Genomic DNA, 14,890 nt, shown 5'->3' with positions numbered 1-14,890 from the left:
GCATTCACATTTAGTGATGGAGTCGATGTGAGTCAAGGCACCAAGCCGGCCCGGCAGGAAAGATCGCGCCAGACCCGCGACCGGCTGGTCGCAGCGCTCGATACCAGGCTGCGCGAAAAGCCCTTTGCCGACATCACGATTGCCGAACTTGCACAGGCTGCCGACCTGTCGGTCGGGGCGGTCTATCGGCGCTTCGAGAACAAGGATGCCTTCATCCCGGTAATCTTCGAGCTCTATAGCACGCGGCTCGATGCTTTCATGTCCGGCGAAGGACGCGTCGAGGTTGACCCGGCGGCCGGATTGCGGTCGGCCTTGCACAAGGCTTGCGGCGCAGCCTGGCAATTCCTGGTCCGGCACGGCTATCTCGTCCGCGCCGCCCATCTCTATGCCCGCCTTCGCCCTGACCTGATCGGCGATGACTGGGAGGAGCTGCTCGGCCAGGCGCGCCAGTCGGCGGCGACATTGCTGGAGTTGTTCGGCGATGAGGTTAAGCGTCGCGATGCTGACGAGGCGTCCCAGATGTTCACCTATCTCATGAACACCCTGCCGATCGAGCGGGCGCTCTACCGCGAGGAGGGGGCGGCCGTGGTCCTGACGATCAGCGATGAGCGCTTTGTCGCTGCGATTGCCGACACGTTGTATGGCTATCTCGTCACGGCCGATTGAAGGCGTTCGAGCTACGCCGGGTTTGCGGCCTGGCCCGGACCAGATAACCCTTTGAGATGCTTTGCGGCTGACGGGGATCGCAATGCCCCGGCATTGCGCGTATCAGCCAGGATCGGCGACCAGAAGCCCGGCCTCTTCATGGTCTATCCGCAAGGCAATTTCGTCGAGGCAAGTGACGAAACCCCTTTCTTCCAGATCGGTGAGACCAGATATGGTCGCCCGATCCTCGTCCGGGCCTTCGACAGGGCGATGTCGATGGAGCCGGCAATCACGCTGCTCTTCCTGTCCTTCGCCTCGACGCGCAAGGCCAGCCTCTCGGTCGGCATGCCGCCGGACATGCATGCCTACCGGGCAGACAGCCTGCAGGCCCGCGTGCAGCGCCGAGGCGGCGCGGATGATGCCTGGTTTGCCCGGCTTTCGCCGGACTGGGGCAATGCCCTGCGTTCCGTCTTCGACGGCCTGCCCGACAACACGCTATAGCGGGCGGCAGACTGTTTTCGGATCGCCATGACTTTCCAGACCCTGTTGCTGTTCGCCGGCGCCCTGCTGGTTTTGTTCCTGACACCGGGTCCGGGCATTGCGGCGATGATTGCCCGCACGCTTGATTCCGGGCCCTGGAATGCCGCGATGTATGGCGCCGGCATCCTGCTGGGTGACATTTTCTGGTTCACCCTCGCCGTCACCGGCCTGTCCGCCATTGCCACCCAGCTCTCCGCCTTCTGGCTGGTGGCCAAGGTCATTGGTGTCGGCTATCTCGGCTGGATGGCGTTCAAGGCGTTCTGGAGTGCCTGGACCGGGGCGCGGCCGAAACCGGTCTTCAAGGCCGGTTCGAAGCGCGGCGGGCTGGCGACCTTTCTGGCAGGCGTGGCCATGCCGCTGTCCAATCCCAAGCCGATTGTCTTTTACCTGACCCTCGTGCCGGCCTTCATTCCGATCGAAACGATCACGCCGGTGAGTTATGCGGTCATGCTGTTGATCATGGTGGCGATGGCGGTCCCGACAGCGGGTTTTTATATCGGCCTCGCCCACCGGGCGCGAAACTGGCTGTCGACGCCGCAAGTGCGACGCGGAGCCGACATCATTACCGGCTGCGTCATGACGGGTATCGCCCTATTGCTGATGTTGCGCTAGCCGGGCGGGCTGCCGAGAGCGACAAGCGGGCATTGGTATTTGAAACGAACGCCAAAGCGGCACACACTCCCGCGCGCACTGTCAGGGCTGTCTCATGAGCTATACCCACACCACTGATTTCCGTCGGCCTGCCGGACCGGAAACCGGATTGCGCGCGTCCGTCGTGATTGCGGTTCTCGACGAGGCGGAGAATGTTACCGCCGTGTGCGAGGAAGTCCTGCGCGAAATGGATCGGGCCGGTGCCTTCGAGATCGTCTTCGTGGACGACGGATCGAGCGATGCCACGCCAGACATTCTCCAGGCCATCGCTGACAAGGATGAGCGGGTCCGCCTGGTCCGTCATGATCGCCGCTGCGGCAAGTCGCAGGCCGTACGGTCCGGCGTATTGGCCGCGCGCGCGCCATGGATCGCGACGCTCGACGGTGACGGTCAGAATGATCCGGCCGACCTGCCGGACATGCTGGAAAAGGCCTGGGCCGCTGACGGCGAGCTGCCGCTGGTGGCCGGCACGCGGGTGCGGCGCAATGATCCGGTCTCGCGCCTGGTGGCGACCCGGATCGCCAATGGTTTCCGCGCGGCCGTGCTCGGTGATCATTGCCCGGATACCGGCTGCGGCGTGAAAATCTTCCACCGCGACAGTTTTCTGCTCCTGCCTTGTTTCGAGGGCATGCACCGTTTCTTGCCGGCCCTGTTCCAGCGCTATGGCCATCCGCTGATCAATCATCCGGTGCGCCACCGCGCCCGGCACGCCGGGCAGTCGAAATACACCAATATCGGTCGCGCCTTCGTCGGCATTTTCGATACGATGGGCGTGATCTGGCTGGTCCGCCGCACCAAGGCTCCCGGCCGGATTGAAGAGCGGCGATCGTGAGCGACCCGGCGCGCCGCCTGGGCTGGAAGGACTGGCTGGTACTCATTGCCCTGTCGGCTCTGGTCCTGCTGCCGGGCATTTCCTCCCTGCCGCCGGTTGATCGCGACGAGTCGCGTTACGCCGTGGCGACCAGCCAGATGCTGGAAACCGGCGACTTCATCGATATCCGCTTCCAGGAAGAGCAACGCTATCTCCAGCCGGCGGGTATTTACTGGCTGCAATCGATTTCCGTCGCCCTGACCGGCACCGCCGATGATCGCGCCATCTGGGCACACCGCATTCCCTCCTTTCTCGGCATTCTCGCTGCTGTCCTGATGACCGGCTGGATTGCCGCCGGACTCTATGGCCGCTTGGCCGGCTTCGGGGCCGCGCTCCTGGTTGCCACAGCCTTTGCCGTCGGTTTCGAGGCGCGGATCGCCAAGACCGATGCCATGCTGCTGGCGACCATCACCGCCTCGCATCTTGCCCTGATGCGGATCTACCTGCAGCCGCAGGGGCATTGGTGGCGACCCGCTCTGTTCTGGGCGGCGCTGGGGGCGGGCATGATGATCAAGGGACCCATCATCCTGATCTTTGTCGTCCTGGCCCTGCTCGCCCTGGTCATCTGGGACCGCAAGCTGGCCTGGCTCGGGGCACTCAAGCCGCTCTGGGGTGTGCCGCTATTCCTCGCCATCGCCCTGCCCTGGTATGTCGCCATCGGGATCGTCTCGGATGGCGGCTTCTATGCCGAGGCCATCGGTGACAGCCTGATGGGCAAGGTCGGCGAGAGCCAGCAATCGCATGCCGGTCCGCCCGGTTATTATCTCGGCCTGTTTTCGCTGACCTTTTGGCCGGGTTCGCTATTCTTTGTCTTCGCTGGCCATTGGGCCTGGACCAACCGCCGTGACGCCGCGACGCGCTATCTGATCGCCTGGATCGTGCCGGCCTGGATCGTCTACGAGCTGATCGCGACCAAGCTGCCGCATTACGTGATGCCGGTCTATCCCGCCATGGCCTGCCTGGCCGTGGCGGCGATCCTTGCGCCTGGCCAGGCCCGGTCTCCGCTCTGGGTCCGGATCGGCGCCGGCCTCTACGCGCTCGTCTGGCTGGCCACGAGCGGGCTGGTCGCGGGTCTGGGCGCCGCCGCGCTGAACTGGAGCGAAGGCCGGCTCTCGCCGCTTCTGATCCTGGCGGGCGCCGCCATCTTTCTGGCCGCGCTCGGCGCCCTCATCCTCTATCTCACCGGTCGGCGTCCCGCGGCGCTGGCGTCCGGGCTGATTGCCGGAGGACTGGCGGTGACCACCGTCTATGGCGCGACGCTGCCGCGCCTTGACACACTCTGGCTGACCCCGCGGATCGTCGCGGCGGTCGATGCGCACGGCGCATGCGACACCACGCGGCTTGTCACTTCGGCCTTCCGCGAGCCCAGCCTGGTCTATCGCCACGGCCCCTATGACACGCTGCTGGCATCCGGACCCGGCGATGCAGCCGACCAGCTGGCCGCCGACACGACCTGCTCGCTGGCCCTCATCGATGCAACCGAGACCGAGCCTTTCCGCTCCCGGGCGGGCGAGCTGGACCTGACGCTTCAAGCGCTGGCGCTGATCGAGGGCCGGAACTACTCCAATGGCGACACGATGCGCCTCACGCTCTTCAGGGCGCGGTCAGGGGCCGGAGCCGCGGACCCGCAGTCGTGATCGGCGCCGAGCTGGTTGCCACTCTCCGGCGACATCCCGGCAAGGCGGTTCTGGCCGTCGGACTGGTCGCGCTGTTCTCGCTCGGCGGGTTTGCGGCACTGCTCCTGCCGCAGGATGTGACACGCCAGGCGCTGGACGGGCTGGCCCTGGCCGGCCGTGAGCCCTGGGCGCCGCCGCTCGCCATTCTTGCTTTCATGGCCCTGATCACCCTGGGCGCGCCGCAGGCCGTTCTGATCGCCGCACTCGTCGCGGCCTTCGGGCCCTGGGCGGGGTTTTTCTACAGCTGGACCGGCAAGGTGCTGGCCTGCGGTCTGGGCTTTCTGGTGGGTCGCCGGGCGGGCGCGGGCTGGCTGGCCCGCAATGCCGGGCCGGATGTCGCCATCGTCATGGACGAGCTGGCCCGACACGGTTTCTGGGCGAGCGCGGTGATCCGCATGGTGCCGACCCTGCCTTCGATCATCATCAACATTGCCGCCGGCTGCACGCAAATGCGGTTTCGCGCCTTCATCGCCGGTACGGCGCTGGGCAGCATCCCCAAGATGGCGCTTATCGCCTTTGCCAGCCATGCGGCGATCCAGGGGCTGGAGGGCGGTGGCATCCGGGCCTGGATGGCGGTCGGGGGTGCGGTGCTGCTGCTGGTCCTGATCGCGGTCATCGGGCGGCGCTGGCTGGCGCGTCGCGCGACCGAAGGCCGGGCTGCAAAACCGGTTTGAAATCAGGTGCCCTCACTCACGCGTGCGCGCGTGCGCACGCGTGTGCGCGCGTGTGGTCACAGGCGCGTGAAACCTGTACAACAAAACCATGACGGAACAAGCGAATCAGGAATACGGCGCGGAGTCGATCAAGGTCCTCAAAGGGCTCGACGCCGTGCGCAAGCGCCCGGGCATGTATATCGGTGATACCGATGACGGTTCGGGTCTCCATCACATGGTTTATGAGGTCGTCGACAACGCGATCGACGAAGCTCTTGCCGGGCATTGCAGCGAAGTCCTGGTGACGCTGCACGCCGATGGCTCGGCCTCGGTGCGCGATGATGGTCGCGGCATTCCTACCGATATCCACCAGGAGGAGGGCGTCTCGGCGGCCCAGGTCATCATGACCCAGCTCCATGCCGGCGGTAAGTTCGACCAGAATTCCTACAAGGTCTCCGGCGGCCTGCACGGCGTTGGCGTCTCGGTGGTGAATGCCCTGTCGGACTGGATGGACCTGACCATCTGGCGCAATGGCAAGACCCACTGGATGCGTTTCCGCCGCGGCGATGCCGAGGAAGACCTCAAGGTCACGGGCGACGCCCTGCCGGGACAGAAGGGCACGGAAGTGCGCTTCATGCCGTCCGAAGAAACCTTCACCATGACCGAGTTCAACCGCGAAACGCTGCAGCACCGCCTGCGCGAGCTCGCCTTCCTGAACTCCGGCGTCAAGATCACCCTGCGCGACGAGCGCGAGGCCGAACTCTATTCCGACACGATGGTCTATGATGGCGGCGTCGCGGCCTTCGTGGCCCATCTCGACCGCAACAAGACACCGATCTTCATGCCGCCGATCCTGATCACCGGCGAGCGCGATGGCGTCACGGTGGAAGCGGCGCTGGAGTGGAATGACAGCTATCACGAGAATGTCCTCTGCTTCACCAACAACATCCCGCAGCGTGATGGCGGTACCCACCTGGCCGGTTTCCGCGGTGCGCTGACCCGCGTCATCAACACGTATGCGGGCTCGTCTGGCATGGCTTCCAAGGCCAAGGTGGCGATCTCGGGCGATGATGCCCGCGAAGGCCTGACCTGCGTCCTGTCAGTGAAGGTGCCGGACCCGAAATTCTCCTCCCAGACCAAGGACAAGCTGGTCTCGTCCGAAGTCCGTCCCGCCGTTGAAGGCGCGGTCGGCGAGGCATTGTCGGAATGGTTCGAGGAACACCCGGCCGAAGCGCGCATGGTGGTCGGCAAGATCATCGAGGCCGCCGCCGCCCGCGAAGCCGCCCGCAAGGCGCGCGAACTGACCCGCCGCAAGTCGGCGCTGGAAATCTCCTCCCTGCCCGGCAAGCTCGCCGACTGCCAGGAGAAGGATCCGGCCAAGTCCGAACTCTTCATCGTCGAGGGTGACTCGGCCGGCGGCTCTGCCAAGCAGGGACGTCACCGCGAAAACCAGGCCGTGCTGCCGCTGCGCGGCAAGATCCTCAATGTCGAGCGGGCCCGTTTCGACAAGATGCTCGGCTCGGAACAGGTCGGCACGCTGATCACGGCGCTGGGCACCGGCATTGGCCGCGACCAGATCAATTACGAAAAGCTGCGCTATCACAAGGTCATCATCATGACCGATGCCGATGTCGACGGCGCCCATATCCGCACGCTTCTGCTGACCTTCTTCTACCGGCAGATGCCCGAGCTGATCGAGCGCGGCTATCTCTACATCGCCCAGCCGCCGCTCTACAAAATCGCCAAGGGCCGCTCCGAACGCTATGTGAAGGACCAGGCCGAGATGGATGCCTACCTCATCGAGGAAGGCGCCTCGGAGGCCCATCTCACCCTGCATGACGGCGAGGTTGTGACCGGTCAGGACCTGACCGCCCGCGTCGCCGCCGCGCGCCAGGTCAAGCTGTCGATCGACCGCATGACCGCCCGCGCGCCGGGCTTTGCGCTGGAGGCTGCAGCCATGGCCGGCGCCCTGGTGCCGGAACCGACCGATGCGGCCGTGCAAACCGCCGCCGCCCGTCTCAACTCCTTTGCCGATGAGGGCGAGGATAATTGGGGCGGCCGGATCGACCCGGACGATGGCAGCCTCGTCTTCGAACGCGAAGTGCGCGGCGTCATGGAAACCGTGGTGCTGGACCGCAATCTGCGCGCCAGCCCCGACGCCAAACGCCTCAATGAGCGCGCCTCGGCCATCGCCGGCGATTATGCCGGCCCGGCCAGCTTCGTGCCCAAATCCGGCCCGGTCACGATCAACTCGCCGCGCGAACTGGTCGACGCCGTCATCGTCTCCGGCGCCAAGGGCATGAAGATCCAGCGCTATAAGGGTCTGGGCGAAATGAATCCCGGCCAGCTTTGGGAAACCACGCTCGACCCCAATGCGCGGTCACTCCTGCAAGTGTCCGTCACCCACGCCGACACGGCCGACGAGCTCTTCTCCAAGCTGATGGGCGACGTGGTCGAACCGCGGAGAGACTTCATCCAGGAACACGCGCTGGAAGCGGAAGTGGACGCGTAAGCGCGCCGCCAAGCCGAAATGAAAACGCCCGCTGGATCACTCCGGCGGGCGTTTTGCCTTTTTAGGCCCCATCCCTTGTCATCCCTGCCGAATGCCCCGCGAAAGCGGGGCGCAGAGCTGGGACCCATGTCGAAGAGCCAAAAGTGCGGCCTAGATTGACCGACTCCTTGGAGCTTGCGACGCTTGTGTTTCAAAGCGAGTCGAGCACCCCATGAGCTATTGTTCGGAGAGTATTTTTGACCAAGGTGTTCCTCTCGCACATGTTAAGAGCTTGGTGGAGGCGCTGGGCTACCAAAAGTGCGAGGGTATAAACTTCGATGGTCATGTCGCATCGTATTTTTGGTATTGCTCACAAGAGTATAAGTCATACACGGGAGTTGAGCTCACACTTTATCGAGATGAAGTTGGGCGGCTTGCGGTTGGTACTAGATCTCGATCAGGCCGAAGTTATTGGGATTTAAAGCAACAGAATAAGACGCTTAAGTTCTTGCGAGACTATCTCGGAGGCACTTTTGAGACAGACGCAGGTGCAAATCGTTACTGGCACCCAGAAGGGCCGCCTCCCACGCCCATGGCGTCAGGCTGCTTTCACGCGAGATGGCGCTTCCACAATGCTATCGGTCGGGCCCGCATATATCTTCAAACGCGAAGGCTAGAAGGAAATATCGCAGCGGAAGGAAGGGCGCCATTCCCCTGGATGGATGAAATGAATCCCAGATTGTTGTCTAACAACATGCTGCTGCCGTATCTCGTAGCGATATGGGAAAGTTTTTTTCGCGATCTATTTATCTGTATTTGTACATGCTCAGAAGACCGAGGTAATGCGATTTCCAATGCCCGAATTTCTAAAGAAATTCTGGAGCGCGTTGTTTCCGGAGAATTGAATATATCAGAGGCCGTAGGGTTGTCTTTCTCCTTTCAAAGACCCAATTTAATAGCCAAAAATTTTAAATCTTTAGATTTGCACTTGGATCTTGCCACTCCTCTTCGTCGCCCTTACCGAGGTCGCGCGTCAACTCTGTTTGACTCGTTGGGTGAGCTCGTAGAGAGGCGCCATTCATTTGTTCATGCAGGCCGAATAAGCGATAGTTTATTTGATGCGGAGGTCAATAGAGCTCTGGATGATTTCGAGGAAGCTGTCGATCGATGTTACACGTACGTCGCGGAGCACTATGGTTTCGAGGCTCTTCGCGACTTCTAGTTTACCCCCTAATGCGCCTCGCCCCACGTCATCCCCGCCTTCGCGTCCACCACCAGCGGCACGCTCAGTTCCAGCGCGGGCGCACAGGCTTCACCCATCACTTTTGACGCCAGCGCGATCAAATCGTCGGCCTGGTTCTCCGGCACTTCGAACACCAGTTCATCATGCACCTGCAAGAGCATGCGTGCGTCCAGATTGGCGGCTCTCAGGGCGTCGTCCATGCGGATCATGGCGCGGCGGATGACGTCGGCGGCCGAGCCCTGGATGGGGGCGTTGATCGCCTGGCGCTCGGCGAACATGCGCATATTCGGGTTCTTGTCGCGAATGCCCGGGAAATGGGCGCGGCGCCCGAAAATGGTCTCGACAAAACCGGTCTCGGAGGCCTGGGCCTTCATCTGGTCCATATAGGCGCGAATGCCCGGGAATTTCTCGAAATAGGCGTCGATGAAGGCCTTGGCCTCGTCCCGCTTGACGCCGATCTGGTTGGCGAGGCCGAAGGCCGAAATGCCGTAGATCACACCGAAATTGATCGCCTTGGCCTTGCGCCGGACCATCGGGTCCATGCCCTCGACCGGCACGCCGAAGACTTCTGACGCGGTCATGGCGTGAATGTCGGCGCCGTCGCGGAAGGCCTGTTTGAGGCTCTCCACACCGGCGATATGGGCCAGCAGCCGCAGCTCGATCTGGGAATAGTCGGCGGCGACCAGTACATGGCCGGGTTCGGCGATGAAGACTTCGCGGATCTGCCGGCCGGCCTCGGTACGGATCGGGATATTCTGCAGATTGGGCTCGGTCGAGGACAGGCGCCCGGTCGTCGTCGCAGCCAGCGAGAAGGAGGTGTGGACCCGCTTCGTGTCGCGATTGATATGGGCGAAGAGACTGTCCGAATAGGTCGATTTCAGCTTGGCATATTGCCGGTATTCCAAAAGCGCGACCGGCAGGGCATGGCCCTCGGCGGCGAGCTGGTCGAGCACGGCCGCATCGGTCGACCAGGCCCCGGTCTTGGTCTTCTTGCCGCCGGGCAGGCCCATTTCCCCGAACAGGATATCGCCGATCTGCTTGGGCGAGGCGACATTGAACTCGCGGCCGGCGGCCTTGTGCGCCTCGGCCTCGGCGGCCATCATCTTCTGGGCAAAGTCGGAGGACAGGCGGTTCAATTGGTCCGGATCGACCTTGATGCCGACCCGTTCCATCTTCGAGAGCACGTCGGCCATCGGCCGTTCCAGCGTTTCGTAGACGGTCGCCATCTTCTTGGCGACCAGGGCCGGTTTGAGAATCTCCCAGAGCCTCAGGGTGACGTCGGCATCTTCCGCGGCATAGAGGGTCGCCTTGTCCAGTGGCACCTTGTCGAAGGTGATCTGGTTCTTGCCGGTGCCACAGATCTCCTTGAAGGGGATGCAGGTATGGCCCAGATGCAGCTCGGCCAGCGCATCCATGCCATGCCCGTGCAGGCCGGCATCCATGACATAGGAGATCAGCATGGTGTCGTCATAGGGCGCGACATCGATGCCATGGCGTGACAGCACGCCGAGATCATATTTGATGTTCTGGCCGATCTTCAGAACCGCCGGGTCTTCCAGCAGCGGCTTCAGGGCCTTGAGCGCCGCCGCCATCGGGATCTGCTCCGGCGCCTGGCCGGTATCGAACATGTCGCCCGTGCCTTGCGGATCGACATGGGCGAGCGGGATATAACAGGCCTCGCCGGGAGCCGTGGCCAGCGAGATGCCGACCAGGCCGGAGGCGGTCGAGGACAGGGCATCGGTCTCGGTATCCACCGCGATCTGGCCGGCCTCGCGGCATTTTGCAATCCAGCGCTCGAGCGCGTCCATCGTCGTCACGCACTCATACTTGTCGCGATCAATGGGGGCCGTGGCGTCGCCGGTCTCGTCGACCCGCGGCCCGCCCAGAGCCTCCTCGACCTTGCGGGTGAAGGAGCGGAATTCCATCTCGCGAAGGAAGGGAACGAGGACCTCCGGATCCGGATCGGCGAGCCCGAAGGCTTCCAGCTTTTCGGGCATCGGCGCATCGAGCTTCAGCGTGACCAGGGTGCGCGAGATACGGGCATCCTCGGCATGGGCCAGCAGCTTTTCGCGGCGGCCCTTCTGCTTGATCTCGCCGGCCCGCTCGAGAAGCGTGTCGAGATCACCATATTCATTGATCAGCAGGGCCGCGGTCTTCACGCCGATACCGGGCACGCCGGGTACATTGTCGACACTGTCGCCGGCCAGCGCCTGGATATCGATCACCCTGTCCGGCCCGACCCCGAATTTCTCCATCACGTCGGGCGCCTCGATGCGTTTGTTCTTCATGGCGTCGAACATGGAGACCTTGTCGGTCACCAGCTGCATCAGATCCTTGTCCGAAGAGACGATGGTGACATCTGCGCCCAGGGCCTCGGCCTGGCGGGCATAGGTGGCGATGATGTCGTCGGCCTCGTAATTCTCCAGCTCGACACAGGGCGTGCCGAAAGCGCGCGTCGCGTCGCGGATGATGGAGAATTGCGGCACCAGGTCTTCCGGCGCCGGCGGACGATGCGCCTTGTACCGGTCGTAAATCTCATTGCGGAAGGACTTGCCGGAATGGTCGAAAATGACCGCCAGGTGCGAGGGCTGGTCCTCTCCTTTGAGGTCTTCCAGCAGCTTCCACAACATGTTGCAAAAGCCCTGCACCGCGCCGACCGGCGTCCCGTCCGACCGGGTCAGCGGCGGCAGCGCATGATAGGCCCTGAAAATATAGCCCGACCCGTCGATCAGATAGACGTGGCTGGTCTCGTCGACGGGTTTGGTCGTGGCCATGGGACAGGTCTCCGGGCGGATCGGCAGGCGGGCAAATCAGTCAGGCGCGAGACTAGCGCGGGGAGCGCGCGGGGTCATGGAGAGAGTGCGGTGGGGGCGATGGCAAGCCCAGTTTGACGCGTCGCGCTCAGCGCGGAGCCGGGGGATGACGGTGAGATCGGGGGGGCAGGCCAACCTGTCCCCTCCTTGCGCAAGCGCGCATGGCCGCGTCCAGGAAAAACCCCCGACGCGCTGGCGTCGGGGGCTTTCATTCAGGATCGGGGGTGAAGCCTATTCCGCGTCGAGCGGGTCGACATCGTCCATCAGCTTTTGCATCAGGAAGGTGTAGAGCAGCGCATCGCGGCGAGCCGTCTCTTCGAGATTGGCGGCGGCCGAGTGACCACCGGCCGTGTTCTCGTAATAGAGATAATCATGGCCCAGCTCTTCCAGCAGGTGCGCCATCTTGCGGGCATGGCCCGGGTGGACACGGTCATCCTTGGTCGAGGTGTAGAGATAGATTTCCGGATAATCGCCGTTCGCATCAACATTGTGATAGGGCGAGATCGAGCGCAGGAAACCGCCCTCGTCCGGGTCTTCCGGATTGCCGTATTCACCCATCCAGGACGCACCGGCCAGCAGGGTGTGATAGCGCAGCATGTCGAGCAGCGGCACGGCCGAGACGACGGCATTCCACAGATCGGGACGCTGGGTGTACATGACGCCGGTCAGGAGGCCGCCATTCGACCCGCCATAGACGCCGAGATGGCGCGGGCTGGTCAGACCGCGACCCGAGAGGTCCTCGGCCACGGCGATCAGATCGTCATAGATGCGTTGGCGATCCATCTTCAGGCCTGCCTGGTGCCAGGCAGGACCGAATTCACCACCGCCGCGGATATTGGCGACGACATAGGCACCGCCATTTTCCAGCCAGAGCTGACCGCGCGGGCCGGAATAGCTCGGACGGATGGACACCTCAAAGCCGCCATAGGCGTAGAGCAGGGTCGGCGTTGTTCCATCCATCACGGTGTCTTGGTGGCGGACCACGAAATAGGGAACCATGGTGCCGTCGGAGGACGCCGCTTCGAGCTGCTCCACGACAAGGCCTTCGGCATCGAACTGGGCCGGGATCGACTTGATCGGCTCGACCGTCAACTCGGCCGCATCGACCCGGTAATAGCTGTCCGGCGTCAGGAAACCTTCGGCGTTGAGGAAGGCGACGTCATGATGGGAACTGGTCCCGGCCAGGCTGATCGTCATGTTCTCCGGAACGTCCACGGTCTCCGACGACCACTGGCCATCGGCAAAGTGGAAGGCTTCCAGCCCGCCGACGACATTCTCGTCGATGGCAACCAGGAAGGCGGATGCGGCGGACCCCATTCCGCCAAGCGACTGGCGCGGGCCGGGCACGAAGACAGTCCGGACCTCCGGCAGTTCACCGGTGGCCACGAAGTCAGCCAGGGTGAAGGACAGGAGCGCCCCTTGCGGGAAGGTCTCGCCACCCTCGACCGGCGTCCACTCTTCCTGGAGCGTGAAGACCAGCTCGCCCTGGTAGAGGTCCTGGATCGAGGACTTGGACGGCAGCGGAAGCTGGATCGGTTCGGCATCGGCCGGCAGATACCACCAGGTCGTGTCGTAGAACGTGTCAGCCTCGGACGCCATCATGTAGACCGTGCCGTCATGGTCTTCCATGCGGAAGGCAAACAGGCCGACATCGTCCTGGTCACCGCGCACGACCTCGGTCGCGTCGGCAAGATCAGTGCCGCGCTGCCAGCGATAGGCCACAGACGGATAGCCCGAGCTGGTCGTATCGGCCGGCGAGGTGGCAAGGCCGACCATCAGCGTGTTCTCATCGACCCAGCTGACGCCGCCCTTGGCTTCCGGGGTCTCGAACCCGCCCTCGACAAAGGCACGGTCGGAAATCGAGAATTCACGACGCACGGCAGCGTCCGAGCCGCCATCCGACAGGGTCAGGATGCAGCGATCATACTCCGGCGCCAGGCAGTTCGAGCCGCGCCAGACCCAGTTCTTGTCTTCCGCTTCCGACAGGGCGTCGAGATCGAGCACGACATCCCAATCCGGCGTATCGCTCAGATAGCTGTCCAGCGTGGTCCGGCGCCACAGGCCGTGCGTATGCTCGGAGTCCTGCCAGAAATTCCAGACGAAACCGCCCGAATAAGTGCCGTAGGGAATGCGGTCATTGGACTGGTAGATGGCCAGCGCCTGGTCAAAAAGACCCTGATAGCGCTCATCACCCTGCAGGCGGTCAAAAGTGCGCTCATTCTGGCCCTCGACCCATTCCAGCGCGCGCTCGCCTTCGACCTCTTCGAGCCAGACCCGCGGATCATTGTTCGGATCGATCTCGACGATCTGGCGCTGCGTCGATGCGTCGGGAGTTTCGGTGGCCACGGCGTCGCTTTCCTGGCTGGCTGGCTGGCTGCACGCCACGAGAATGGCGGCGCTGGCGCTGACCGCCCAAATGTTACGAAATGCTCTCATCAGTCTCTTCCCCTCTGATGCATGCGCGGCAATAAACACCGGAGCGCGTGTGGACGTAAAGGGCGTGGAGCGCTATCGGAGCGGATATGGACGCACGATTGATGAATGGGGCCGGCAACAAGTTCATCCTCGCCGATGTGCGCGGACGGGCTGGCCGTTTCAACCTGTCCCGCGACACGGTCCGCGGTCTTGCCCATTCCCACCATTTCGACCAGCTGCTTGTACTCGAGGAAAGCGACAGTGCCGACGCGTTCATGCGCATCTGGAATGCCGATGGCGACGAGGTCGGTGCCTGCGGCAACGGCACCCGCGCGGCGGCCTGGGCCATCATGCAGCAGACCGGCGCCCCGACCGTCAGCCTGGGAACAGCTGGTGGCGTGCTTCGCGCCCGGGATGCCGGCCCGATGACAGTGAGCGTCGACATGGGGCGACCGCGCCTCGGCTGGCAGGATATCCCGCTGGCCCGCGCGATGGACACGGTGACCCTCGACTTTGCGGCGGAAGCAGACGGAATCCGCATCGAGGCGCCCGGCGCAGTCTCGATGGGCAATCCGCACGCGGTCTTTTTCATCCGAGATATTGAGGCCTTGCCGGTCGCCAGGCTGGGCCGGGAGGTCGAGTTCGACCCGCTCTTCCCGGAAAGGGTGAATGCGGGCTTCGCGCAGATCCACGATGCCACACACATTCGTCTGCGTGTCTGGGAGCGCGGGGCCGGTTTGACAGCGGCCTGCGGTACCGGCGCCTGCGCCGCCCTGGTTGCCGCCCATCGTCGCGGCCTCGCCGGACGTCGGGCTTCGGTCATGGCCGATGGCGGCGAGCTTTTCGTGGAATGGCGTGACGACGACCATGTCATCCTGACCGGACCGGTCGA

The 14,890-nt window shown here is 63.6% G+C and carries 10 protein-coding genes; 8 read left to right on the top strand and 2 right to left on the bottom strand.

Features of this window, described 5'->3' with window-relative positions; all coding sequences use genetic code 11:
* The first annotated feature begins 27 nt into the window (after positions 1–27).
* The 7 genes from QZZ02_RS04065 (at position 28) to gyrB (ending at position 7,548) form a co-directional block, all read left to right on the top strand.
* Positions 28–666: a TetR/AcrR family transcriptional regulator gene (locus QZZ02_RS04065; protein WP_291842567.1), complete on the top strand. Its 639-nt coding sequence runs from the start codon at positions 28–30 to the stop codon at positions 664–666.
* 51 nt (positions 667–717) lie between these two features.
* Positions 718–1,146 carry a hypothetical protein gene (locus tag QZZ02_RS04060; protein ID WP_291842566.1) on the top strand — a complete coding sequence of 143 codons (429 nt, stop codon included), beginning with the start codon at positions 718–720 and terminating at the stop codon, positions 1,144–1,146.
* 27 nt (positions 1,147–1,173) lie between these two features.
* Entirely contained in the window at positions 1,174–1,797 is a 624-nt protein-coding gene (locus QZZ02_RS04055; protein ID WP_291842565.1) for a LysE family translocator, read from the top strand.
* Between the two features lie 94 nt (positions 1,798–1,891).
* Positions 1,892–2,668, top strand: coding sequence for a glycosyltransferase family 2 protein (locus tag QZZ02_RS04050; protein ID WP_291842564.1), 777 nt, complete (start codon positions 1,892–1,894; stop codon positions 2,666–2,668).
* On the top strand, positions 2,665–4,344 hold the full coding sequence (locus QZZ02_RS04045) for a glycosyltransferase family 39 protein (protein WP_291842562.1): 1,680 nt from the start codon (positions 2,665–2,667) through the stop codon (positions 4,342–4,344). The genes QZZ02_RS04050 and QZZ02_RS04045 overlap by 4 nt, the downstream gene beginning before the upstream one ends.
* Entirely contained in the window at positions 4,341–5,057 is a 717-nt protein-coding gene (locus tag QZZ02_RS04040) for a VTT domain-containing protein (RefSeq protein ID WP_291842561.1), read from the top strand. The genes QZZ02_RS04045 and QZZ02_RS04040 overlap by 4 nt, the downstream gene beginning before the upstream one ends.
* Positions 5,058–5,145: 88 nt before the next feature.
* Positions 5,146–7,548, top strand: a complete 2,403-nt coding sequence (gene gyrB / locus QZZ02_RS04035; RefSeq protein WP_291842560.1) for a DNA topoisomerase (ATP-hydrolyzing) subunit B — start codon at positions 5,146–5,148, stop codon at positions 7,546–7,548.
* Between the two features lie 1,209 nt (positions 7,549–8,757).
* On the opposite strand, the gene polA is transcribed toward gyrB, so the two are convergent.
* Together polA and QZZ02_RS04025 are read right to left on the bottom strand one after the other, a co-directional pair.
* Positions 8,758–11,544 carry a DNA polymerase I gene (gene polA, locus QZZ02_RS04030; RefSeq protein ID WP_291842559.1) on the bottom strand — a complete coding sequence of 929 codons (2,787 nt, stop codon included), beginning with the start codon at positions 11,542–11,544 and terminating at the stop codon, positions 8,758–8,760.
* A 270-nt stretch (positions 11,545–11,814) separates the two neighbouring features.
* Positions 11,815–14,019: a prolyl oligopeptidase family serine peptidase gene (locus QZZ02_RS04025; RefSeq protein ID WP_291842558.1), complete on the bottom strand. Its 2,205-nt coding sequence runs from the start codon at positions 14,017–14,019 to the stop codon at positions 11,815–11,817.
* Positions 14,020–14,105: 86 nt separating this feature from the next.
* Here QZZ02_RS04025 and dapF point away from each other — a divergent pair.
* On the top strand, positions 14,106–14,890 hold a 785-nt coding region (gene dapF / locus QZZ02_RS04020), incomplete at its 3' end, for a diaminopimelate epimerase (RefSeq protein ID WP_291842557.1).

The organism is Maricaulis sp. (genome assembly GCF_015665295.1).
Lineage (GTDB): Bacteria > Pseudomonadota > Alphaproteobacteria > Caulobacterales > Maricaulaceae > Maricaulis.
Note: the sequence above shows the minus strand (reverse complement) of the source record. Positions and strands in the feature narration are given on the sequence as shown.

Excerpts from the sequence above, each read along its gene's own strand:
- QZZ02_RS04055 (WP_291842565.1), top strand. The coding sequence starts at position 1,174 with ATGACTTTCCAGACCCTGTTGCTGTTCGCCGGCGCCCTGCTGGTTTTG.
- QZZ02_RS04050 (WP_291842564.1), top strand. The coding sequence starts at position 1,892 with ATGAGCTATACCCACACCACTGATTTCCGTCGGCCTGCCGGACCGGAA.
- gyrB (WP_291842560.1), top strand. The coding sequence starts at position 5,146 with ATGACGGAACAAGCGAATCAGGAATACGGCGCGGAGTCGATCAAGGTC.
- polA (WP_291842559.1), bottom strand. The coding sequence starts at position 11,544 with ATGGCCACGACCAAACCCGTCGACGAGACCAGCCACGTCTATCTGATC.
- QZZ02_RS04025 (WP_291842558.1), bottom strand. The coding sequence starts at position 14,019 with ATGAGAGCATTTCGTAACATTTGGGCGGTCAGCGCCAGCGCCGCCATT.